Annotated in this window: 18 protein-coding genes; 10 read left to right on the top strand and 8 right to left on the bottom strand. The window is 74.3% G+C overall.

Features of this window, described 5'->3' with window-relative positions; translation table 11 throughout:
• Nucleotides 1–37 precede the first annotated feature (37 nt).
• From ACGF1Z_RS02425 to ACGF1Z_RS02415, 3 genes are all read right to left on the bottom strand, one after another.
• Nucleotides 38–613 carry an antibiotic biosynthesis monooxygenase gene (locus tag ACGF1Z_RS02425; protein WP_392999020.1) on the bottom strand — a complete coding sequence of 192 codons (576 nt, stop codon included), beginning with the start codon at nt 611–613 and terminating at the stop codon, nt 38–40.
• A 97-nt stretch (nt 614–710) separates the two neighbouring features.
• Nucleotides 711–1,052, bottom strand: a complete 342-nt coding sequence (locus ACGF1Z_RS02420; protein ID WP_392999018.1) for a GNAT family N-acetyltransferase — start codon at nt 1,050–1,052, stop codon at nt 711–713.
• Between the two features lie 50 nt (nt 1,053–1,102).
• A complete protein-coding gene (locus ACGF1Z_RS02415) occupies nt 1,103–2,026 on the bottom strand; it encodes a pirin family protein (protein ID WP_392999016.1) in 924 nt (307 codons plus the stop codon).
• An 87-nt stretch (nt 2,027–2,113) separates the two neighbouring features.
• Between ACGF1Z_RS02415 and ACGF1Z_RS02410 the strand changes: the two genes are divergently transcribed.
• The 3 genes from ACGF1Z_RS02410 to ACGF1Z_RS02400 all read left to right on the top strand — a co-directional run bounded on the left by ACGF1Z_RS02410 (nt 2,114) and on the right by ACGF1Z_RS02400 (nt 5,604).
• Entirely contained in the window at nt 2,114–2,611 is a 498-nt protein-coding gene (locus ACGF1Z_RS02410; protein ID WP_392999014.1) for a carboxymuconolactone decarboxylase family protein, read from the top strand.
• A gap of 263 nt (nt 2,612–2,874) precedes the next feature.
• Nucleotides 2,875–3,855, top strand: a complete 981-nt coding sequence (locus tag ACGF1Z_RS02405; protein ID WP_392999012.1) for a LysR family transcriptional regulator — start codon at nt 2,875–2,877, stop codon at nt 3,853–3,855.
• A gap of 147 nt (nt 3,856–4,002) precedes the next feature.
• The gene (locus ACGF1Z_RS02400; protein ID WP_392999010.1) at nt 4,003–5,604 is read left to right on the top strand and encodes a M4 family metallopeptidase; all 1,602 of its coding nucleotides are present in this window, start codon (nt 4,003–4,005) and stop codon (nt 5,602–5,604) included.
• Nucleotides 5,605–6,141: 537 nt separating this feature from the next.
• On the opposite strand, the gene ACGF1Z_RS02395 is transcribed toward ACGF1Z_RS02400, so the two are convergent.
• Together ACGF1Z_RS02395 and ACGF1Z_RS02390 are read right to left on the bottom strand one after the other, a co-directional pair.
• Complete coding sequence (locus ACGF1Z_RS02395) at nt 6,142–6,540, bottom strand: molybdopterin-binding protein (RefSeq protein WP_392999008.1); 399 nt, start codon at nt 6,538–6,540, stop codon at nt 6,142–6,144.
• A gap of 217 nt (nt 6,541–6,757) precedes the next feature.
• Nucleotides 6,758–10,132 carry a pyruvate carboxylase gene (locus tag ACGF1Z_RS02390; protein WP_392999006.1) on the bottom strand — a complete coding sequence of 1,125 codons (3,375 nt, stop codon included), beginning with the start codon at nt 10,130–10,132 and terminating at the stop codon, nt 6,758–6,760.
• A 626-nt stretch (nt 10,133–10,758) separates the two neighbouring features.
• On the opposite strand from ACGF1Z_RS02390, the gene ACGF1Z_RS02385 reads away from it, so the two are divergent.
• From ACGF1Z_RS02385 to ACGF1Z_RS02360, 6 genes are all read left to right on the top strand, one after another.
• On the top strand, nt 10,759–12,828 hold the full coding sequence (locus tag ACGF1Z_RS02385) for a SpoIIE family protein phosphatase (protein ID WP_392999004.1): 2,070 nt from the start codon (nt 10,759–10,761) through the stop codon (nt 12,826–12,828).
• Nucleotides 12,829–13,030: 202 nt separating this feature from the next.
• On the top strand, nt 13,031–13,741 hold the full coding sequence (locus ACGF1Z_RS02380) for an RNA polymerase sigma factor (protein WP_392999002.1): 711 nt from the start codon (nt 13,031–13,033) through the stop codon (nt 13,739–13,741).
• Between the two features lie 94 nt (nt 13,742–13,835).
• Entirely contained in the window at nt 13,836–15,092 is a 1,257-nt protein-coding gene (locus tag ACGF1Z_RS02375; RefSeq protein ID WP_392999000.1) for an NAD(P)/FAD-dependent oxidoreductase, read from the top strand.
• Nucleotides 15,092–15,898 (top strand): DUF1365 domain-containing protein, encoded by an 807-nt coding sequence (locus ACGF1Z_RS02370; protein WP_392998998.1) that lies wholly within the window; start codon nt 15,092–15,094, stop codon nt 15,896–15,898. The genes ACGF1Z_RS02375 and ACGF1Z_RS02370 overlap by 1 nt, the downstream gene beginning before the upstream one ends.
• Complete coding sequence (locus ACGF1Z_RS02365) at nt 15,895–17,274, top strand: class I SAM-dependent methyltransferase (protein ID WP_392998996.1); 1,380 nt, start codon at nt 15,895–15,897, stop codon at nt 17,272–17,274. The genes ACGF1Z_RS02370 and ACGF1Z_RS02365 overlap by 4 nt, the downstream gene beginning before the upstream one ends.
• 97 nt (nt 17,275–17,371) lie before the next feature.
• Entirely contained in the window at nt 17,372–18,199 is an 828-nt protein-coding gene (locus ACGF1Z_RS02360; protein ID WP_392998994.1) for a DUF1295 domain-containing protein, read from the top strand.
• Between the two features lie 82 nt (nt 18,200–18,281).
• Here the strand turns inward: ACGF1Z_RS02360 and ACGF1Z_RS02355 are convergent, their stop codons facing one another.
• The 3 genes from ACGF1Z_RS02355 to ACGF1Z_RS02345 all read right to left on the bottom strand — a co-directional run bounded on the left by ACGF1Z_RS02355 (nt 18,282) and on the right by ACGF1Z_RS02345 (nt 22,272).
• Complete coding sequence (locus ACGF1Z_RS02355) at nt 18,282–19,364, bottom strand: MerR family transcriptional regulator (protein WP_392998992.1); 1,083 nt, start codon at nt 19,362–19,364, stop codon at nt 18,282–18,284.
• Between the two features lie 9 nt (nt 19,365–19,373).
• On the bottom strand, nt 19,374–20,648 hold the full coding sequence (locus tag ACGF1Z_RS02350) for an NAD(P)/FAD-dependent oxidoreductase (RefSeq protein WP_392998990.1): 1,275 nt from the start codon (nt 20,646–20,648) through the stop codon (nt 19,374–19,376).
• A 124-nt stretch (nt 20,649–20,772) separates the two neighbouring features.
• Complete coding sequence (locus ACGF1Z_RS02345; protein ID WP_392998988.1) at nt 20,773–22,272, bottom strand: cryptochrome/photolyase family protein; 1,500 nt, start codon at nt 22,270–22,272, stop codon at nt 20,773–20,775.
• 237 nt (nt 22,273–22,509) lie between these two features.
• Between ACGF1Z_RS02345 and ACGF1Z_RS02340 the strand changes: the two genes are divergently transcribed.
• Entirely contained in the window at nt 22,510–23,088 is a 579-nt protein-coding gene (locus ACGF1Z_RS02340) for a fasciclin domain-containing protein (RefSeq protein WP_392998986.1), read from the top strand.
• Nucleotides 23,089–23,217 lie beyond the last annotated feature (129 nt).

Below are 23,217 nucleotides of genomic sequence, written 5' to 3'. Positions count from 1 at the left end.
CCGGCGGTGCACCGCGATTCCCGCGCGCCGGTCACGACTACGAGCTGAGCCAGCCGCGCAGCAGCCTGCTCACGACGGGCATCGCCACGAACGTCATCAGCACGTTGAAGACGCAGGCGACGACCGCGCTGCTGAGCAGGAGCGGCAGTGCGGTCAGGTGCGGTGTGAGGAAGAGACCGCCGAACACGGAGATCGGGTAGATCGCCAGGGTCGCGCTGATCGCCATCTTCCACCGGGGCGGCGCGGGTCGGGTCGAGCCCGGTTCGGCGAACCAGGTCTCCATGCCGGTGAGCCTGCGCCGGGCGATCTCGGTGTGGTGGTGCCCGTCGCAGTCGGCGAACCAGGCCGCCCGTTCGGGCGACTCCTGCCAGGCCCGGCAGGCCTCCGGGTCCCGGAACCGGTGGACGAGGAACCACGGCGCGTCGCCGCCCGAGGAGCGGAAGAGCCCGTGGCCGAGGTGCCCGGGGAAGGCGGCGGCGCTCTCCAGGATGCCCTTCGCCCACCGCTCGAAGGAGGCTTCGTGGCCGGGCTCGACCCGGCGGGCTATCAGCAGGGTCACCTCGCCCGTGTCGGCGGGGACGGTGGCGTGCTCAAGGTTGACGGCGGTCAACACGGACTCCTCTTGTATCTCACCGCGCCCGCCCCCACTGTACGCGCCGCCCGCCGCCGGCCGCCCTGCCGCGGCCGGGGCGGCCGGCCGCGGGGAGTCGTCAGCGCCCCAGGCGGGCGTCGAGCCACTCCAGGACCTCGGGGGTCACGGGGTCGGTGATGTCGGCGAACTCCTCGTGCTTCTTGAGGAACTTCGCCACGTACGGGCAGACCGGGACGATGCGCAGGCCGGAGGCGCGGACGTCGGTGAGGGCCTGCTCGACGAGGATCGAGGCGAGACCCTGGCCCGCGTAGGCCTCGTCGACCTCCGTGTGGAAGAAGACCCGCCGGTCGTCCCGGTCGCGGTACGCGGTCAGACCGGCGCGCTGGTCGGCGACGAGGATCTCGTAACGGTGGCGGGCGTCGACGTGACGGACGACGGGGGTGGCGCTCTGCTCGCTCATGGCGGTCCTTCCGGGAGGGGGTGCGGGTCGGTACGGGGTGGTGTGGGAGGTCAGCGGCGGGAGGGGTTCCGCCGGGGCGCGATGACGGCGTTCGGCAGCGCGGGGGCCGGCAGCCGGTCACCGGGGTAGCCGGCCACGTCGCCGAAGCGGTCGGAGGCCCGCTCCCACTCCTCCCGTGCCTCGACGATGTCCTGGTGGCTGCGTCCGATGAAGTTCCACCACATCACGATCTCCTCCTCGAAGGGCGTGCCGCCCAGGAGAACGGTCCGGGCGGGCCGGTCGGAGGCGTTGGCGACGGTGAGGGTGGTGCGGCCCGGGGCCGCGTAGCCGAGTTCGGCGGGGCGCAGGACGGTGTCGTCGAGGCGCACGTCGCCCTCGTCGACGAGCAGTCCGTGCTCGAAGGCCGGGTCGACGTCGAGGGTGACGGTGGCGCCCGCGTCGATCAGGAGCTCGGCGCCGAGGAGCGGGCTGAAGGTGCGTACGGGCGAGGTCTCGCCGGCGAGGGTGCCCAGGAAGACCCGCAGCTCCGCCCCGTCGACGCGCAGCGCCTTCGGGGCGTGGTGCTGGAAGTCGCGCGGGGCGTGCCGGTGCGCGTCGGGCAGGGCCACCCAGAGCTGGACGCCGTGCAGGACGGTGGTGTCGGGGGTGGAGACCTCGGTGTGGGCGATGCCGTGACCGCCGGTCATGAGGTTGAGTTCGCCGGGGCGCACGAAGGCGTGGCTGCCGAGGCTGTCACGGTGCTCGATCTCGCCGGTGAAGAGCCAGCTGACGGTCTGCAGGCCGGTGTGCGGGTGCGGGGCGACGTCCATGCCGCCGGACTCGGCGACCCGGTCGGGGCCGTAGTGGTCGGCGAAGCACCAGGCGCCGATCAGCGTCCTGGCCCGCTGCGGCAGGGTACGCCGTACGCGCATGGCGCGCGGTCCGCCCAGCGGGACGTCCCGGGCGGTGAGGACCTCGACTTCCGTCACGGTCATTTCCCAGCCCCTCCTCATCCATGTAGTTTCATTTTCAACAAGTATGGATGATCATAGTCGAGACGACAACAGGTGAAGGAGTGCAGGGTGAGTGAGACGGTACAGGTCGCGGCGGTCCCGGTGAGCGGGCGGATCTACCTCGACAAACAGAGCCCCGCGGCCTACCAGGCGCTCGTGAGGACCGCCGACGCCGTCCGCGCGACGGCCGCCGAGGCGGGCCTCGACCGGATCCTCGTCGAACTGGTCAACCTCCGCGTGTCCCAGCTCAACGGCTGCGCCTTCTGCCTCGACGTGCACACCCGCGCCGCGCTGCGGGCCGGTGAGACCACCCGGCGGCTGGGCGTGCTGGCCGCCTGGCGCGACACCGGGCTCTTCACCGCCCGTGAGCGCGCGGCCCTCGCGCTCGCCGAGGCGACCACCCGTCCCGCCGACGCGCTCGCCCAGGAGCGGGCGTACGAGGAGGCGCGCGGGGTGTTCGGTGACGACGAGCTCTCCGCCGTGATCTGGGTGGCCGTCACCATCAACGCCTTCAACCGGGTCTCGATCCTGAGCAAGCACCCGGTGCGCGAGGCGCCCACCGGCTGAGCGCGCCGGGCGACGGGAAGGGCGCCGGGCGACGGGGAGCGCGCCGGGCGACGGGAAGGGCGGCGGGTGACGCGGGGGTGCCTGCTGCCGGGCCTCGCGGCACGGCGGCGGGGCCGATCCGTGGGGCCCGCACGCAGATTTTGCCGTCCCGTGGTTGCCGCCGCGGCGGCCCCGTCGGAATCTTGGTCACCATGCCCCCGGGCAGCTGGTACTGCTGGTCACGGGGGGTGCAAGGGGCCCTCCGCCCTGAGCGGGGAATGTTCATGCACCTCGAGTTCCGGCACCTCCGTGTCCTGCTCACCGTCGCCGAGGCCGGCAGCATCCGCAAGGCCGCAGCACGGCTGCAGCTGTCCCAGCCCGCCACGAGCGCCCAGCTGAAGCGGATCGAGCACGAGTTGGGCGGTCCCCTCTTCATCCGCGGCGCGGACGGCGTGAAGCCCAACGAGAACGGGCAGTACGTCCTGCGCTGCGCGCGGGACCTCGTCGTCGGCTTCGACCGGCTGCGCGAGCACGCGCGGTCGGCGGCCGAGGCGGACCGGGAGACGGCCGCGCCGCTGCGGGCGGGCGGAACCGCCGGGCCCCTGGTGTCGTTGCTGATGTCCGCGCTCTTCGAACTCGTCCCGGAACGCCGGATCACCATCGACGCCCGCCGTTCCGTGCACACCCTGATGAAGGCCCTGAGCCTGTCGAAGTGCGACATCGCGGTCTTCGGCGAGTTCCCCGGATTCCCCCTGCCGGTGGGTGAGTCGGTGGCGACGCGCACGCTGTTGCGCGAGCCTGTCTTCGTCCTGCTCGCCGAGGGCCACCCGCTGGCCCGCCAGGAGACGGTCAGCCTGTACGACCTCCGGGACGAGGAGTGGGTGATGCCGGAGGCCGACGAGAGCGGGGTGCACGCCTACCTCCATCTGACCTGCCAGTCGGCCGGATTCACTCCCCGCATCGCACACGTGACGTCGGACCTGTCCGTCGCGCGGATCCTGGTCGCCGGCCGGCGTGCCGTCTGCGGGGTGTGGCCGACCGCCGACGTCCCCGCCCAGGGCACCGTCCAGCGGCCGCTCGCCGGCGTCCCCTTCCACCGGCGGCTGCAACTGGCCTGGAACGCGGAATCGGTCCCGCCCGAGCTCGCCGACGCGGCGGGGGAGCGGCTGCTGGCCGCCTACCTGGCGCTGGTGCGGCAGCGGCCGCGGTATCTGGCCTGGTGGGACGAGGGCGGGGAGGAGTTCGCCCTCGGCGCCGACGGATGACCGGCCGGGCCGCGCCCGCCCACCCCCTATAGCTCCACAGTTGTATCCCACCTGGGATCACGTCAGGAACATGACACCTGGTGAACACTTCGCGTCAACGTCCACGGACGTCGTCACCCCCACGACGAGCGAAGGAAGCACCGCGTCATGCCCCGTCACCTCCTTGCCCTTTCCACGCTGGTCGCCGCCGGTGTCATCACCACGAGCGCCCTGGCCGTACCGGCGTACTCGCAGCCCCACGCCGCGCAGCACGCGAACTCCGTCCGCGACACGGCGATATCCCGCGCCGAGGCCAACGTGACCCGGCACGCCGACACCTTCGGCTTCGGGGCGGGCCAGGCGCTCCAGGTCAAGGACGTCGTGATCGACGCCGACGGCACCCAGCACGTCCGCTTCGAGCGCACCTACCAGGGCCTGCCCGTGGTCGGCGGCGACTTCGTCGTCCACCAGAGGGCCGACGGCGCGCTGAAGGGATCCAGCCACGCCAAGGCCCGCAAGGTGGCGCTCAGGTCCGTCACCCCCGGCGTCGACGCCAAGGGCACCGCGGCCGGCGCGCTCAAGCGCTCGCAGGGACTCGTCAGCGACGCCAGGTCCACCCCCGAGCTGATCGTGTGGGCCGCCGACGGCACCGCGCGGCTGGCCTGGCGCACCACCGTGCAGGGTCTCGGCGACCAGGGCCAGCCGCACGGCGAGGTCTTCGTCACCGACGCCACCACCGGTGCCGCGATCGAGAACTACGACACCGAGCGCGAGGCCAGCGGCACGGGTCACTCCGAGTACACCGGTGACATCACCATCGACACCACGCAGCAGGCGGACGGCTCCTTCGCCCTGATCGACCCGGTCCGCAAGCACGTCACCAAGGACGCGCGCAACGTCTCGGCCTCGTCCCTGAACAGCTCCTCGGGCACCCTGTTCACCGACGCCGACAACGTCTGGGGCGACGGCCGGAAGTTCTCCACCGACCGCTCCACCGCCGCCGTCGACGCGCACGCCAACACCGCGAAGACCTTCGACTACTACAAGTCGACCTTCGGCCGCAGCGGCATCAAGAACGACGGCCGCGGCGCCACCGTCTTCGTCCACGTCGGCACCAAGTGGGACAACGCCCAGTGGTCGGACGCCTGCTTCTGCATGATGACCGGCGACGGCGACGGCGTCACCGACCCCGAGCAGGTCGATCTCGACACCATGGGCCACGAGATGACCCACGGCGTCACCTCCGCCACCGCCAACCTGCGCTACAGCGGCGAGTCCGGCGGCCTCAACGAGGCCACCAGCGACATCCTCGGCACGATGGTCGAGTGGTACGCCAACAACGCGATCGACACCCCCGACTACCTCTTCAGCGACCAGTCCACCCCGCCGTGGCTGCGCCGCTTCGACAAGCCCTCCCTGGACGGCCGTTCCGCCGACTACTGGTCGAAGTCCGTCGGCCGGCTCGACGTGCACAACTCCTCCGGCGTCGGCAACCACTGGTTCTACCTCGCCAGCGAGGGCAGCGGCACGAAGACCGTCAACGGCGTGACGTACAACAGCCCGACGTACAACGGCACCACGGTCACCGGCATCGGCAACCAGAAGGCCTCCGCGATCTGGTACCGGGCGCTGACCGTCTACATGACCTCCACCACGGACTACAAGGGCGCCCGCGCCGCGACCCTGAGCGCGGCGAAGGACCTCTACGGCGCCACCAGCCCCGAGTACGCCACCGTCGCGCAGGCCTGGAGCGCGGTCAACGTCGCCTGACCCGGCTCCGCATCGCCCCCTTCCGGGCTCCGGCCCGGAACGCCGCCCCGGCCCCGGTCACCTCGACCGGGGCCGGGGCGGTTCCCCCCCCGTCCCCGTGGGTACGGGCAGATCCCGCGCCGCCCGCGCCCGGTGCGCGAGCGCGCCGCCGGGCAGCGGACTCCCCGGCGGCACTCCGGAAGGCCTGAACACCGCGCTCGGCGAGGCCCGTTCCCCGCCGGCGGCGGCCCGGTCCGCCGCGCCCTGGGCGTCGCGGGGCGCCGGGCCGGGGAACTCGACGGGCGGGCGATGCTGTCGGCCGGCGTCCCCGTCGACGTACGCGAGGTGTGCCGCGCGACCGTCCTGGGGCCGCCGCCGGGCGCGCGTCGGGCGCGATGCTCCCGAAGACCCTGGAGGTCTTCCTCGCGCACGACTGCTCCCGGGCGCGCGGACCGCGGAGGACCTGCCCGTCCACGTGAACACCGTCACACCGTCCGCTGTCGCGACGAGCCCGCGACCTGTTCCGCCTCGACCGCAGGACGGACCGGCGCGCGGCCCTCAGGGCACGTCGACGTGCACGCTCGTCGACTTCACCCGGGCGGTCACCGTCACGCCGACGTCGAGCCCCAACTCCTCGACGGCCTCCCGGGTCACCAGCGACACCAGCCGGTGCGGGCCCGCCTGGACCTCCACCTGCGCGGCCACGTCGTCGACCCGCACGCGCGTCACGATGCCCACGAAGGAATTGCGCACGGAGGTCGACACGCCGTCCTCCGGGACGGCGTGGAGACCCGCACCCCGCTCCTGTGCGAAGCGCGCCAGGGCGGCGCCCTCGATCACCCGCTTGCCGGCCCCGTCCCGTTCCATGCCGAGCCTGCCGCCGTCCGCCCACCGGCGAACGGTCTCCGAACTGACTCCGAGCAGCTGCGCGGCCTGCCCAATGCTGTACGACGGCACGCCCTCACTCTAGGGCACCGGAATTCCCCCACGTCACGCGCTTCGACGGGCACGAGGCACGCCGACCGGGGACGAGAGAAGGGGGTACGTGGCCCCCGGGATGGCGGGGCGGTCCGGCCGTGCTGCCGTGGCCCGGCCGGACCGGCCGGGCCAAACGGCACCCACCGCAGCGGCGGGCCGGGTCGCCCTCGCACCCTGGCGCCGTCCGCCCGCTGTCTCAGCCGATCTCGACGAGGAGGTCGCCGCCCTCGACCTGCTGGATCCGGCTGATGGCCAGACGGGACACCCGTCCGCTCCTCGCGGCGGTGATCGAGGCCTCCATCTTCATCGCCTCGATGGTGGCGACCGTCGCACCGGCCTCGACCTCGTCGCCCTCGGCGACGGCCAGCGTGACCACCCCCGCGAACGGCGCGGCCACATGGCCGGGGTCGGACCGGTCGGCCTTCTCGGTCACCGGGAGATCGGCGGCCGCCGCGTCGTCGCGCACCTGGATCGGCCGCAGTTGGCCGTTCAGGGTGGACAGGACGGTGCGCATGCCGCGCTCGTCCGCCTCGCCGACGGCCTCCAGCACGATGAGCAGCCGCACGCCGGGCCCGAAGTCGACGGAGTACTCCTTCCCCGGGCGCAGCCCGTAGAAGAAGTCCTTGCTGTCGAGCACGCTGGTGTCGCCGTACGCCTGGCGGTGTGCCTCGAACGCCTTCGTCGGACCGGGGAAGAGGAGGCGGTTCAGCGTCGCCCGCCGGTCCTTGGCGAGGCCGGCGCGGTCCTCCGCGGTCAGCTCCTGCACCGGCTTGGGGCCGGCGCGCCCCTCCAGCGCCTTGGTGCGGAACGGCTCAGGCCAGCCGCCGGGCGGCGTGCCGAGCTCGCCGTGCAGGAAGCCGACGACCGAGTCGGGGATGTCGAAGCGGTTCGGGGTCGCCTCGAACTCCTCGGGTGCCACACCGGCGCCGACGAGGTGCAGCGCGAGGTCGCCCACGACCTTCGACGACGGAGTGACCTTGACCAGCCGGCCGAGCATCCGGTCCGCGGCGGCGTAGGTCGACTCGACGTCCTCGAAGCGGTCGCCCAGGCCGAGGGCGACGGCCTGCGTGCGCAGGTTGGAGAGCTGCCCGCCCGGGATCTCGTGGTGGTACACCCGCCCGGTCGGCGAGTCCAGACCCGCCTCGAAGGGGGCGTAGATCTTGCGGACGCTCTCCCAGTACGGCTCCAGGTCGCCGACCGCCTGCAGGTCGAGCCCGGTGGGCCGGTCGGAGTGGTCGGTGGCGGCGACGATCGCCGACAACGAGGGCTGCGACGTGGTGCCGGCCATGGAGGCCACGGCGCCGTCCACCGCGTCCGCGCCGGCCTGGATCGCCGCGAGGTACGTGGCGAGCTGGCCGCCCGCGGTGTCATGGGTGTGCAGGTGCACCGGCAGGTCGAACTCGCGCCGCAGCGCGGACACCAGGGTGGCCGCGGCGGGGGCGCGCAGCAGACCGGCCATGTCCTTGACCGCCAGGACGTGCGCTCCGGCGGCGACGATCTTCTCGGCCAGCCGCAGGTAGTAGTCCAGGGTGTACAGCTTCTCCGCGGGGTCCGAGAGGTCGGAGGTGTAGCAGAGCGCGACCTCGGCGACCGCCGTCCCGGTCTCCCGTACGGCGTCGATCGCGGGCCGCATCTGGTCGATGTCGTTCAGCGCGTCGAAGATGCGGAAGATGTCGATGCCGGTCGCGGCGGCCTCCTGCACGAAGGCGTCCGTCACCTCCGTGGGGTACGGGGTGTACCCCACGGTGTTGCGGCCCCGCAGCAGCATCTGCAGGCAGATGTTCGGCACGGCCTCGCGCAGCGCGGCCAGCCGCTCCCAGGGGTCCTCGGCGAGGAAGCGCAGCGCGACGTCGTAGGTGGCGCCGCCCCAGCACTCCAGGGACAGCAGCTGCGGCAGGGTCTGCGCCACGGTCGGGGCGACCGCCAGCAGGTCCTTGGTCCGCACCCGGGTGGCGAGCAGCGACTGGTGGGCGTCGCGGAAGGTGGTGTCGGTGACGCCCAGGGTCGGCGACTCGCGCAGGCTCCGCGCGAAGCCCTCCGGGCCGAGCTCGGCCAGCCGCTGCCGGGAGCCGGCGGCCGGGCGGCCCTCGGGCAGCCGGGGGAGCTTGCTCGTCGGGGCGACGAGCTCCGGACGCGGGCCGTGCGGCTTGTTGACCGTGACGTGGGCGAGGTAGGTGAGCAGCTTCGTGCCGCGGTCGGCCGAGTGGCGTGCGGTGAGCAGGTGCGGCCGCTGCTCGATGAAGGCCGTCGTGACCTGACCGGCCTGGAAGACCGGGTCGTCGAGGACGGCCTGCAGGAAGGGGATGTTCGTGGACACGCCGCGGATGCGGAACTCGGCCACCGCGCGCCGGGCCCGGTCCACCGCGGTCCTGAAGTCCCGGCCCCGGCAGGTCAGCTTGACCAGCATCGAGTCGAAGTGGGCGCTGACCTCGGTCCCGGCGTGGGTGGTGCCGCCGTCGAGCCGGATGCCGGAGCCGCCCGGCGAGCGGTACGCGCTGATCATGCCGGTGTCGGGGCGGAAGCCGTTGGCCGGGTCCTCGGTGGTGATCCGGCACTGCAGCGCGGCGCCGCGCAGGACCACGGACTCCTGCGCCAGGCCGAGGTCGGCGAGGGTCTCCCCGGAGGCGATGCGCAGCTGCGACTGCACGAGGTCGATGTCGGTGACCTCCTCGGTCACCGTGTGCTCGACCTGGATGCGCGGGTTCATCTCGATGAAGACGTGGTTGCCCTCGGGGTCGAGGAGGAACTCCACGGTGCCCGCGTTGCGGTAGCCGATCCGACGGGCGAACCGCACGGCGTCGTCGCAGATGCGCTGCCGCACCTCGGGGTCGAGGTTGGGGGCGGGCGCGAGTTCGATCACCTTCTGGTGGCGGCGCTGCAGCGAGCAGTCCCGCTCGTACAGGTGGATGACGTTGCCCTCGCCGTCGGCGAGGATCTGCACCTCGATGTGCCGGGGGTCGACCACGGCCTTCTCCAGGAAGACGGTGGCGTCACCGAAGGCGGACTCGGCCTCGCGGGCCGCCGCCTCGATGGACTCGCGCAGCGTCGCCGGGTCCTCGACCCGCCGCATCCCGCGGCCGCCGCCGCCGGCGACGGCCTTGACGAACACCGGGAAACCGATGCCCTCGGCGGCCGCGACCAGCTCGTCCACGTCGGTGGAGGGCGCCGACGAGCCGAGCACGGGTACGCCGGCCTCGCGGGCGGCGGCCACCGCGCGCGCCTTGTTGCCGGTCAGCTCCAGCGTCTGCGCGGACGGGCCCACGAACGTGATGCCCGCCTCTTCGCAGGCGCGCGCGAGTTCCGGGTTCTCGGACAGGAAGCCGTACCCCGGGTAGACGGCGTCGGCACCGGCCAGCCGGGCCGCCCGGATGATCTCCTCCACGGACAGGTAGGCCCGCACCGGATGCCCGGGTTCCCCGATCTCGTACGCCTCGTCGGCCTTGAGCCGGTGGAGTGAGTTGCGGTCCTCGTGGGGGAACACGGCCACCGTGCGCGCACCCAGTTCATAGCCAGCGCGGAACGCGCGAATCGCGATCTCGCCGCGGTTGGCCACCAGCACCTTGCGGAACATCCTGATCCCTTCACCCTGCCGGTGATGAGCAGTACGGGTCCGACACCTCACCCGAGTACCCGCCGCCCTGGAGCGGCACTCGCCCTCGTCGTGCCCGGCTCGTTTCGGCAACGCTAAGGGCTGCGCCGCGGCCTTCTGAAGATCCCACGACAGTGACATGGATCATCGCGTCGCGGGCGTCCGTGGCGGGCACGAGAAAAGGCTCCACCCGGGGGTCGGTCAGGGCACGGCGGCCGGCCGGGCCCCCGCGGCGCGCCCGGCACCCGGCGCGGAGACCGCCGCCCGTCGCGCGCGCCGCGTGAGCACGCGGCGCGGGGGCCCGGGGCGCGGCCGGCGGGCTCCGGGTGCCCGCGGCGCGAGCTTCTGGAGTGACTGCGGCGCGCGCGTGCCTGCGGTGCTCGCGTCGGGGTGCCTGCGGGGCGGGCGCCGTGCGGGCCCCTGACCCGGTCACGGTCCGGAGCGGGCGGCGGAGGAGGGCCCGCGTGGCCGAGGTCCGCACCGGTGCCCGCGGCACAGCGGAACGGGCCCGCGCGGTCACGGCCCGCGAGACGAACCCGGGACCCGCGCCCATACTGGGGAAGGACGGCGGCTGTCGGGGGCCCGTACGGACGAGAATCGCGGTGGCGATGGAGCAGGTGCCCTTCGACGAGGTGACCACCAGCGCGGCCCGGGACGCGGGCGGATGGCTGGGGGCCCTTCCGGTCGCCGTCGTGGCCACCAGCGCGGAAGGGGCGATCGTCCGCTGGGACCACGCCGCCGAGGACCTGCTCGGCTACACCCCCCACGAGGTGCTCGGCCGGCACATCGCCGAGCTGCTCCACCCCGACGCGGACCGCAGTCTCGGCCGCTCGCTGTGGGAGGGGGCGGCCACGGGGCGCGGTGTGATGGGCGTGGTGACGGCCTGGCACAAGGAGGGGCGCCCGCTGGAGCTCGAGATCTGGGCCTGCCCGGTCCCGGCCCGGCACCGGGGCGGGACGACGGTGCTGGTGCTCGCCTCGGAGGCGGAGGCCGCGCGACGGATCCGCGGCTCGTCCGCGGTGTGGGACGGTCTCTTCTCCCGCTCCCCGGTCGGCATCGCGATCCTGGACACCCACCTGAGGTTCCTGCGCGTCAACCCGGCGCTGGAGGCCATGAACGGTCTGTCGCAGGCCGCCCACATCGGGCGCCGCCTGGTCGAGATCCTCCCCGACGTCAACGCCGCGGACATGGAACGCGCGATGCGCCGGGCCCTGGACGAGGGAAGGCCCGTGCTGGACTCGCGCCGTACCGGCCGCACCCCTGCCGACCCGGACCACGACCACGTGTGGTCGGGGTCGTACGTCCGGCTGGAGGACACCGACGGACGCCCGATCGGCATCGCCGCCACCCTGATCGACATCACCGCCCAGCAGCAGGCACAGCTCGAAGCCGATGCCGGCAGGCGCCACCTCGCCCTGGTCAACGAGGCCACCCTCAAGATCGGCACCAGCCTGGACCTGGAGCGCACGGCGCAGGAACTCGCCGACGTCGCCGTACCCGACCTCGCGGACGCCGTGACGGTCGACGTCCTGGACAGCCTGGCCGTGGGCAGCGAGCTCGGCGCGGGCCTGGTCGGCGGCACGACGCTGCGCCGGCTGGCCAAGGCCCCCCTGACCGGATCACCCGTCACGGCCGTCCTCGCGCCCCTGGGGCGCACCCTCGAATTTCCCGCCAACGCGCCGTACACCCGGGTGCTCGGCGCCTGCCATCCGTATGTCGTCGCACGGTTCGACTCACAGGCCGTCGCCCCGGCCGCGGGTCACTCCGAGGCGCCCGGGAAGCTGCTCGGGCTCGGGGTCCACTCGTTCATGATGATCCCGCTGCTCGCCCGCGGGGTGGTGCTGGGCACGGCCACGTTCTACCGGACCCGGCCCCTCGGCCCCTTCACGGAGGACGAGATCGCCCTCGCCGGTGAACTCGCGGCCCGCGCCGCGGTCTGCGTCGACAACGCGCGCCTCTACCGCCGCGAACACGACACCGCGGCCGTCCTGCAGCGCAGCATGCTGCCCCAGCACATCAGTCCGCCACCGGGGATCGAGGTCGCGCACCGCTATCTGCCGGCCAGCGACGTCAACGAGGTCGGCGGAGACTGGTACGACGTCATCTCCCTCGACGACGGCAGGGTCGCGCTGGTCATCGGCGACGTGATGGGACACGGCACCGCGGCCGCCGCGGTGATGGGCCGGCTCTCCGCGAGCGTCAGGGCCCTCGCCCGCCTCGACCTCGATCCCGAGTCCATGCTGTACCAGCTGGAGGCCGCCCTGGACGACCTCGCCGAACCGATGCTCGCCACCTTCCTGTCCGTCGTGATCGACCCGGCCACCGGCCACTGCCGCATCACCAACGCGGGCCACCCGCCCCCGGCGACCGTCGCGCCCGACGGCACCGCCCGACTGCTCGAGATACCGCCCGGCCTGCCGCTGGGCGTCGGCGGCATCCGCTTCGTCACCACCGAGGTCGTCCTGCCCCTCGGCAGCCTCCTCGTCCTGTACACCGACGGCCTGGTCGAGGCCCGCAGCAGCGACATCGACGCACGCCTCACGGAGCTGACCGAACTGCTCGCCGCGCCCGTCCGTTCCCTGCCCGCGCTCTGTGACCGCCTGCTCACCCACCTGGTCCCGGCCGCGGCGGACGACGACATCGCGCTGCTGGTCGTGCGCGTCGGCTCCGGGGCCTGAGACCCCCATCGCCCTCCCGTACCGGGTCCGATGCGAGAACCGACGCATGTCCGCGTCGTTTCAATGCGGAATCGATGCGAGTTGTGGCGAGGTGCCGTTCGGCCGGAACGTGGAGGCACACGGGACCGGTGAGGTCCCGGCGGACCGCCCCAGCGGCGGACGGCCCTGGTGGACACCACCACCACCCGGAGGAGGAAGCGTCATGACCGCACACCGGATGACCGGCGACCTCGCGGTCCCGACGGGGCCCGGCCCGCGCGGCGCGCGGCCCGACGAGGGCACGGCCGGCGCCCCCGGCACCCCCCGCGGCGCCGCCCCCGCCGACGAGTCCACCGGCGGCCTCGGCGCCACCACGGACGACGCCCCCGACAGCGACGCCTCGATCGCGCGCAGGCTCGTCCAGGGCGACGAGGGCTCACTGGACGCGGCCTACCGCCGCTGGGGCCGGCTCGTCCACACGCTCGCCGCCCGGGCGCTCGGCGACCCCCGCGAGGCGGAGGACGTCACCCAGCAGGTGTTCGTCGCGGCCTGGCGCGGCCGGGCCAACTTCCGTCCCGACCGCGGCACCCTGCCGGCCTGGCTCACCGGCATCACCCGCCGGAAGATCGCCGACGCCCTGACCGCACGCACCCGCCGCACCGAACTCACCGCGGTCCTCGGCGCCGTCCTGGAGCACGAGAGCAGGACGTCCGAGGAGCCCGAGGGCATCCTCGACCGGCTCGTCGTCACCGAGGAACTGGCCAGACTGCCGCGGGTCCAGCGCGACGTCCTGGAACTCGCCTACTTCGCCGACCTGACCCAGACGCAGATCGCCGACCACACCGGCATGCCGCTCGGCACGGTCAAGAGCCACGCACGCCGCGGCCTCCAGCGCATGCGTCACAACCTCGCCCTCGCCGCGACCCCCGGCTGACCCGTCCGGCCGGGCGAGGGCTCCGAACAACCGACAGCAGAGGAACGGGCCGCGGCCGCCACCGGCCGCCGGCCCCCGCACAAGGGTGGAGACGATGAACGGACGAAGCGTCGCGGTCGTGGGGGCGGGGATCGCGGGACTCACCGCGGCCCACGTCCTGTCCCGGGCCCACGACGTGGTGCTGTACGAGTCCGAGGACCGGCTCGGCGGCCACGCGCACACCCACGAACTGCCCTCCCGCGAGGGGGCGACGCTCCACGTGGACACCGGATTCATCGTCCACAACGAGCGCACCTACCCCCACCTCCTCCGCCTCTTCCGCGAACTCGGCGTCGCCACCCAGGACTCCGAGATGAGCATGTCCGTCCGCTGCGACGGATGCGGCCTCGAGTACGCGGGCGCGCGCGGCATACGCGGCATCCTCGGCGGCGGCAACATCCGCCGGGGCCGCCACCTCCGCATGCTCGCCGACATCCCGCGCTTCCACCGGGCCGCCCGCCGCCTGCTGTCCGCCGACGACACGACGCGCACGCTCGGAGACTTCCTCCGGGCCCACCGCTTCTCCGCCTACTTCGTCAGCCACTTCGCCGTCCCGCTGGTCTCCGCCGTCTGGTCGTGCGCGCCCGACACGGCGCTGCGCTACCCGGCCGTCTACCTGTTCCGCTTCCTCGACCACCACGGACTCCTCTCGGTGACCGGCTCCCCTCAGTGGAAGACCGTCACCGGCGGCTCCGCGGCGTACGTCGAGCGCGTCGCCAAGTCCGTGAGCTCCGTCCGGACCGCGACCCCGGTCCGCGCCGTCGTCCGCGGCGCCGACCGCGCCACGGTCGTGACCGCCGACGGCGAGTCGACGGAGCACGCGGCCGTCGTCGTCGCGGTCCACCCCGACCAGGCCCTGCGCCTCCTCGCCGATCCCACCGAGCAGGAACGCCGGGTCCTCGGCGCCTTCACCTACTCCCGCAACCCGACCGTCCTGCACCGCGACACGAGGCTGCTGCCGCGCTCGCCGCACGCCCGCGCCTCCTGGAACTACCGGCTGCCCTCCTGCGCCGCGCGTCCGGGCGCCGTCCAGGTCAGCTACGACATGAACCGGCTCCAGCGGCTCCGCACGAGCGAGCCGCACATCGTCACGCTCAACCCGGACGAGCGCCTCGACGAGTCGACCGTCCTGGCCCGCATGACCTACGAACACCCCGTCTACACACCGGAGTCCGTCGCGGCACAGCGCCTCCTGCCCGGTCTGCGCAGCCCGGTCACCGCGTACGCGGGTGCCTACCACGGCTGGGGCTTCCACGAGGACGGCTGCCGCTCCGGCGTCGAGGCCGCCCGGCACCTGGGGGTGACCTGGTGATGCCCGCCTCCCGCACCCCGGCCACGCCCGAGCCCCGCACCCCGGACGCCGTCGCCCCACCCCGGCGGCCCGCCGTGCCCGCCCTGTACGACATCGAGATCACCCACACCCGCGTCACCCCCTTCCGCTACGCCCTGCGCCACCGCACCTACCAGTGGCTGGTCGACCTGGACGACCTGCCGGTGCTGCCCCGGCCCCTGCGCCCGCTCGCCCGCTTCGACCCCCGCGACCACTTCGACGGCGACGCCCCCACCCTCCGGGCCGGCCTCGACGCCCACCTCGCCGCCCATGGCGTCCGGGACGCCGACGGACGGGTGCTGATGCTCACGCACGCACGGGTCCTCGGGCACGTCTTCAACCCGCTGACCCTGTACTGGTGCCACGACCGCGCCGGGCGCCCGGTCTGCGTCGTCGCGGAGGTGCACAACACGTACGGGGGACGTCACGCCTATCTGCTGCGCCCCGACGAGCGGGGCCGCGCCGAGGTCGCCAAGGACTTCTACGTCTCCCCGTTCCTCGACGTCGAGGGCGTCTACCGGATGCGGCTGCCGCTGCCCGGGGACCACCTCGACCTCACCGTCCAGCTCCGCCACGGGGACGGCACCCGCCCCCTGACGGCCGTCGTCCGGGGCACCCATCGGCCGGCCCGTCCCCGCACGGTGCTCGCCGCCGCGCTGCGCCGCCCCTGGTCGACCCTCGCCGTCTCCCTCGGCATCCGCTTCCACGGGATCCGCCTCTACCTCAAGGGCCTGCCCGTGCGACCCCGACCCCGGCCCCTCTCCACCCTGAAGGAAGGCACCCCGTGACCCACACCGTCCTTTCGGCCGCACCCGTCACCCCGGCGGACGCGGTCCCGGTGGACCCGGACCGCTGGCCCGACGTCGCCCGGCCGCCCCGCGCGTCGGCGCTGCGCACGGCCGTCGCCCGGCACCTCGTCGAACGGGCGCTCGCCCGGCTGCCCCTGCGGATACAGGGCACCGGCGCCGGCTCCTCCGCCGGGCGGGGCCACGGGGAGCCCGGCCCGGTGCCCCCGGGCCGGGCGGACGACGCCGCGGTGCCCCCCGGGCGCGCGGGCGAGGCCGCCCTGCCGACCCTGACGCTCCACGACCCCGGTGCCTTCCACCGGCGGATCGGCGCCGACGGACTCATCGGCTTCGGAGAGGCGTACATGGCCGGCGAGTGGGACGCCGACGACCTCGTCGGTGTCCTCACCGTGCTCGCCCGGCACGTCGACGAACTCGTCCCCGCCCCGCTGCGCCGGCTGCGGGGCGCCTGGGTGCGCCGCCGGCCCGCCGCCGACCTCAACACCCCCGACGGCGCCCGCAGCAACATCCAGCGCCACTACGACCTCTCCAACGAGCTGTTCGCCCTCTTCCTCGACCCCGGCCTCAGCTACTCCTCGGCGGTCTTCGACCCCCTCCCGGAGGACCGGCGGATCCTTCCCGACGCGGAGTTCACCGCCGCCCAGCACCGCAAGATCGACCGGCTGCTCGATCTGGCCGGGACCGGCCCCGGCACCGAACTCCTGGAGATCGGCACCGGATGGGGCGAACTCGCGATCCGCGCCGCCGCCCGGGGAGCCCGGGTCCGCACCGTCACCCTCTCCGAGGAACAGCTCGCCCTCGCCCGCCGGCGCGTCGCGGAGGCCGGCGTCGCCGACCGCGTGAGCGTCGAGCTCCTCGACTACCGCGACATCCGCGGCCGCTACGACGCCGTCGTCAGCGTCGAGATGATCGAGGCCGTCGGGGCCGAGTACTGGCCCGACTACTTCGCGGCCCTCCGGCGGCTCCTCGCCCCGGGCGGCCGCGTCGCACTCCAGGCCATCACGATGCCGCACGCGCGGATGCTCGCCACCGCCCGCACCCACACCTGGATCAGCAAGTACGTCTTCCCCGGCGGGCTGATCCCCTCACCGGAGTCCCTGGCGGCGGAGAGCGCCGCCGCGGGCCTGCGCATCACCCACGACACCGGCTACGGCGCCCACTACGCGGAAACCCTCCGGCAGTGGCGGGAACGCTTCCTGAGCCAGGAGACCGCGGTCTCCGCGCTCGGCTTCGACCCGGTCTTCCGGCGCCTCTGGGAGTTCTACCTCGCCTACTCCGAGGCCGGATTCCGCTCGGGCTACCTCGACGTCCGCCAGCTCCTGCTCACCGCGGACCCCCGCACGGAGGGCAGCCGATGAACCGCCGGCGAACGATCCGGCCGCCCGCCGTGCGGACGCGCACCGACGGCGGGTCCTCCCTGCCCGGCGCCCCCGCTCCCCGGGACGGGGGAGTCTCGTGACCGTCGTCGACACCGGAGCCCTCGCCGGCGTGACGGCGGCCTCGGCCGGCGCGGCGCTCGCCGTCATGCTGGTGGCCTTCGCCGTCGGCACGGCGAAGGGCCTGCACCGGATCGTGGACGTCGCCTGGGGAGTCGCCTTCGCCGCCGTCGCCGTCGTGGCCTGGTCCCTCTCGGCGGGGCACGGCGACGACGTGCGCCGCACCGTCGTCGCGCTCGCCACCGTCCTGTGGGGACTGCGGCTCGCGGTCCACATCGCCCGGCGCGGCCGGGGCCACGGCGAGGACCCGCGCTACGCCCGGATGCTGGCCCGCGCCCGCGGCAACCCCACGCTCTACGCGCTGCGGACCGTCTACCTGCTCCAGGGCGGCCTCGTCTGGCTGGTCTCCCTGCCCGTCCAGGTCGGCGTCCTGCTGCCCGACCCGCTCGGCGCCACCGCCTACCTGGGACTGGCCGTCTGGGCGACCGGCCTGGCCTTCGAGGGGCTGGGGGACCGTCAGCTCGCCCGCTTCAAGGCCGACCCGGCCAACCGCGGCCGCGTCATGGACCAGGGGCTGTGGAGCTGGACCCGGCACCCCAACTACTTCGGAGACTTCTGCGTCTGGTGGGGCCTGTACCTGACGGCCGTCTGCGCCACCTGGCAGACCGCGCTGCTCACCCTGGTCTCACCGCTCGTGATGAGTGCCCTGCTCATCTGGGGCAGCGGCAAGCGCCTCCTGGAGGCGCACATGGCCGACCGCCCCGGCTACGCCGCCTACCGCGCCCGCACCAGCGGCTTCTTCCCGCGCCCGCCGCGCCGTACGAAGCCCGCGCGGACCGGCTCGTAGGAACCCGCCACGCCCTACGAGGCCGGGCCGAACCGCCGGCGGGGACGAGGCCCGCGCCGAACCGCCCGTGGGGGAGGGGCACTCAGCCCTCCCCGGGCGCGGCCCGGTTCTCGTAGCGGCGTGCGATCACGTCGACGGCCTCGCGCAGTCCGGCGGGCCGGACCATGCCGGGTCCGGGCCGCCCGCCGAGCCACCCGGGCCCGGCGAGCAGGACCAGCGGAGCGGTGCGCGCTCCCCTCACCCCGAACGCCGTGCCGGCGACATGGCGGGCGAGGGCGTGGTTCGCGGTCGAGCGTGCCTGCGACCAGAGCGCCACGGCGGCCGGACCCAGCCGCCGCACCGCCGCGTCCAGGGCCTCGGCGGGGACCGCCGCGCCGAACATCCGTGTCGGCAGGCCCCGTTCGGCCAGCCCCGCCGCGAGCGCCTCCAGGGGCAGCGTGTGCTGCTCCGCCGGGACGCAGGCCAGCACGACCGGTGCGGCGCCGGGGGAGACCGCCGACGGCGCGGCGACGACGGCCCGCCGCAGCGCGGTGGAGACGTGCCAGGACAGCAGGTGCTCCACCTCGACGTAACGGTCGTCCGAGGACTCCCACTTGCGGCCCACCGCGTGCAGGGTCGGGGCCATCACCTCCTCCCAGGCGGTGACCAGCCCGTGCTGGGCGAGGACCTCCTGCAGGATCCGGTCCATGGACGGACCGTCGAGACGCACCGCGGCGCGGGCGAGCCCCCGGCACTCCTGCCGCACGTCACCCAGCGGCAGTCCGCTGGCGGGCCCCGACCTGCGGCCTTTCCGGGGCGCCCCGTCGGCGGGCGCCGGAAGCCCCTCCGCGGGGTCCGCAGGCCCCTCCGGCTCCGCGGGCTCGACCGGCTCGACCGGCGGAGCGGGGACGGCCGGCCGTGCGGCGGGCGCCCCGCCGGCCTCCGCCCCGGCCCGCACCCGCTGGGCGGCCCGGGCCGCCTCGGCGGGAGGGACGCCGGACGACGTGAGGCGGCACATCTCCTCCAGCATCGCCACGTCCGCCGGACTCCATCTGCGGTGCCGTCCGTCCCCGCGCACCGCCGGGCCGATGCCGTAGCGCTGGTCCCAGGAGCGCACCGTGGTCGGGGAGACTCCCAGGCGCCGCGCGACCGCGCCCGTCGTGATCCCGTGCGTCGTCGTGGCCATTCCTCCACCTTACGATGCGGAAACGATGCGCATGTCGGGGCCCTTGCGCAGGTCGTCGAGGACCTCGCGTGCCGCGCGCGCCCCGGAGGCCAGCGCGCCCTGGAGCGAACCGGTGGCCCGGTGGTCCCCGCACACGTACCGCCCGGGCGCGAAGCGGGTGCCCCGCGACAGCGGGGTGGCGCCGGGCATCGCCGGCAGGGCGTCGGGGACCGTGACGCGGTGGACGAGCTCCCAGTCGCCCGTGTCCGTCCCGTACACCTCGCCCAGGGCCCGCAGGACCGCGTCCGTCGCGGCCGGACCGGGGGAGCCCAGCACCGACGTGGACACCAGCGCGCGTCCGTCGGCCGAGAAACCGGGCTGGACGGCGGTGAGGACACAGGTGTTCAGGAACCGGCGGTGGGAGTCGACGACGAGCACGGGCTCCGTCAGCGGGGGCCGGGGCGTCGCGTGGTAGAGCGTGGTGACCGTCCGCCCGTCCGGGACCCGGAGCCCCGGCAGCAGCCCGGCCGCGACGCGCTGGCCGGTGGCGACGACCACCGCGCGGGACTCCACCCCGGGTCCGTCGGCGACGGCCACGCCGTGTTCCGTCAGGGCCGTGACCGGGCAACCGGTCCGCAGCACGCCGGCGGGCAGCCGGGCGGCGAGCTGCGCGGGAACCGCCCCGATCCCTCCGGCCGGGAGACAGAGGGTGCCGCGCAGCATGCTCCGCCACACCAGGTGGAAGAAGCGGGCCGAGGTCTCCAGCTCGTCCTCCAGGAAGACGCCCGCGAGGAAGGGCCGGAAGAACGTCTCCACCAGCTGCGGCGACACGCCCGCCTCGGCGAGGGCCGTGAGCGTGGTCCCGTCCCTGCCGCGCCGCAGCACGGACGCCGGCGCCAGCACGTCCCGCGCCGTCAGCGCGGAGAGCGCGAGCAGGTCACGGCCGGACGCGAGCCGACCGGGCAGCAGGTCACGGCTCTCCCGGAGCCGTCGGGTGGGGTCGGTGAACCGGAACGGCCCGTCCTCGGTGTGCACGAGCACCCCGGGCGTGAAGGGCCGCAGCCGCAGCGCCTTCAGGTCGACGCGCCGCTTCACCTGGGGATACGAGGTGTTGAAGACCTGGAAGCCGCGGTCCACGGTGAAGCCCGCCACCCGGTCGGTGCGCATCCGTCCGCCCACCGTCCCGTCCGCCTCCAGCAGCAGCACCCGCAGGTCCGCCGCCACCAGGTCGCCGGCGCAGGCGAGCCCGGCGGCCCCCGCTCCGACGACCACCACGTCGTACCGTCCGCCGTCCGTGCTCCGCATGCCGTCCTCTTCTCTCGTACGGGCCCGGGCGCCTGGCGCCGACGGGCCGGATGCCGCTCCGCGGTCCGGAGCCGCGGGGCCGGTCGCGGGGCGCCGCACCGGGCGCACCGGGACCGCCGGCCCCTCACGGAGGCTCCCCGCCCCGCGCCCGTTCCTGCTCCAGCAGGGCCGGCAGGTCCCGCAGACGGTCGAGGCCGTGCACCGCCCGGGAGATCCGGGCGTTGTGCCGGAGCGTCCCGCGATGGCGGTGCAGGAAGGCCCAGTAGCCCGCCGTGAACGGGCAGGCGTCCTCCCCCACCCGGCGGTCCGGGCGATACGGGCAGGGCCCGCAGAGATCGCTCATGCGGTCGATGTAGGCGCCGCCGGAGGTGTACGGCTTCGTGGTCATCCTGCCGCCGTCGGCGTACTGGGACATCCCCACCACATTGGGCAGCATCACCCAGTCGTAACCGTCGACGAAGCTGCGGTGGAACCAGTCCGTCACGGCGGCCGGGTCCCAGCCCCGCTGGAGCGCGTAGCTCCCCAGCACCATCAGCCGCGGGATGTGGTGGGTCCATCCCGTGTCCCTGACCTGGCGCAGCACGGTCGCCAGGCAGTGGGCCGACACGGCGTCCGCGTCGAGGTCGTCCCACCAGCCGGGCAGGGCGGCGGTGTGGCCGAGCGCGTTCGAGGTCCGGTAGTCCTCGCCGAAGTGCCAGTAGAGCTGCCAGACGTACTCCCGCCAGCCGGCGATCTGCCGGACGAATCCCTCGACCGAGTTCAGCGGTGCCTCGCCGGCCCGCCACACGGCCTCGGCTCCCTCCACGCACTCGGCCGGGTCGAGCAGGCCGAGATTCAGGGACGAGGACAGCAGACTGTGGCTCAGCGTGTCGTCCGCGGCGAGCATCGCGTCCTCGTACGCGCCGAACCCGGCCAGCCGGTGGCGCAGGAACCGGTCCAGGGCGGCGAGGGCCTGGCGCCGGTCCGCGGGGAACAGCCGCGGGCCGTCCCGGCCGACGAAGGAGACGTCCCCGGCCCGCTCCCAGCGGTCGAGGTCGCGGCGGACCTCCTCGTCGACGGCGTCCTCCCGGGGCCGGTACGGCGCCGGGGCGTCCAGCGTCCGCGCACCCCGGGGCGGCGGCTCCCGGTTCTCGTGGTCGAGGTTCCAGGTGCCGCCGGCCGGCTGCCCGCCCTCCATCAGCAGGTCGTGGTCGCCGCGGACGCGCCGGTAGAAGGCCTCCATCCGCAGCGTGCGCCGCCCGTGCGTCCAGGCGGCGAAGTCCTCGTGACGGACCAGGAAGCCGCGCGGCGGGAGGACGGTGACGTTGTCCAGCGACCGTACGAGCTCCAGCGCCGCCCGCGAGGTGGGGTGGTGCACCGTCACCGGCCCGTCGCCCACGGCCCGCCGCAGCCCTTCCCGGTACGTGTCGGCGCGCACGTAGCGCACCCGGTCGCCGAGTTCGGCGGCTCGGTGCCGCATCGCCGACAGGATCAGATGGGCCTTGGCCCGGTGGAATCTGCGGCGGCGGAAGACGGCCCGCGACTCGATCATCACCACCGGGGCGTCCCGGGCCGGACCGCCCGCGCCCGCCGCGAGGAAGGCGGGACCGAGCTGGTCGCCGAAGAGCCAGTGCGTAGCCGTCATACCGGTCCTGATCGCTCCGTGCCTGCGGGTGCCCTGTGGCAGCCCCTCCGGGTCTTCGGCGGGCGGACGCGCCGCGGATGCGCCTCCGCCGGGCTTTCGTGGCACGGGCGGCCGGTGCGAGGAAAAGCGCCGTCCGTCTCATCCGGGGACCCGCCCCGCGTCGAAGCCCAGGGTGAGAGGACAACCCGATCCACGGCCGCCGCCCGCCGGGCGTCCGGCCGGACGGAGGAGCACGTCATGAACACCACGCTCACCCGACGTCGTGTCCCGGCCGCCCTGGCCGCCGCCGCCCTCGTGGTCTCGCTCGGAGCCCTGGCCCCGCACGCGTCGGCCGACGACGGAGACGGCCCCTTCGGTCCGGCCTGCGCGTCGGTCCCCGCCCAGGGGGCCGGTTCGCTCGACACCATGGCGCAGCAGCCGGTGGCGACGGCGGCGGCCGGCAACCCGCAGCTGTCGACCCTGGTGGCCGCCGTGAAGAAGGCCGGTCTGGTCGACACGCTGAACAACGCCAAGGACATCACGGTCTTCGCGCCCACCAACGCCGCGTTCGCCAAGATCCCGAAGGCTGACCTGGACAAGGTCCTCGCCGACAAGGCCACCCTCACGAAGATCCTCACCTACCACGTGGTCGACCGGCCCGTGGACAAGGCGGACCTCGCGGACGGGTCGTTCAGGACACTGCAGGGCGGCACCCTGACCACCAGCGGGTCCGGGGACGCGTACAAGGTGAACGGCACCGCCGCCGTCGTCTGCGGCGACGTGCCCACCTCGAACGCGACCGTGCACGTCATCGACACGGTGCTCATGCCGCAGTGAGCGGCGCGCCGGGCCCGGCCCGGCCACGCCCGGGGCCGCTCCGGCGGCCCCGGCCCCCTGCCCCCGTCCCCTCGCCCCCGGCTCCCCACGGCGAGCTGCCGCCAAGTGGTGGGAATCGGGTCTCTATCG

Source organism: Streptomyces sp. NPDC048018, from assembly GCF_043202995.1.
Lineage (GTDB): Bacteria > Actinomycetota > Actinomycetes > Streptomycetales > Streptomycetaceae > Streptomyces.
The sequence above is the reverse complement of the archived record's forward strand: the minus strand, read 5'-3'. Positions and strand labels throughout refer to the sequence as shown.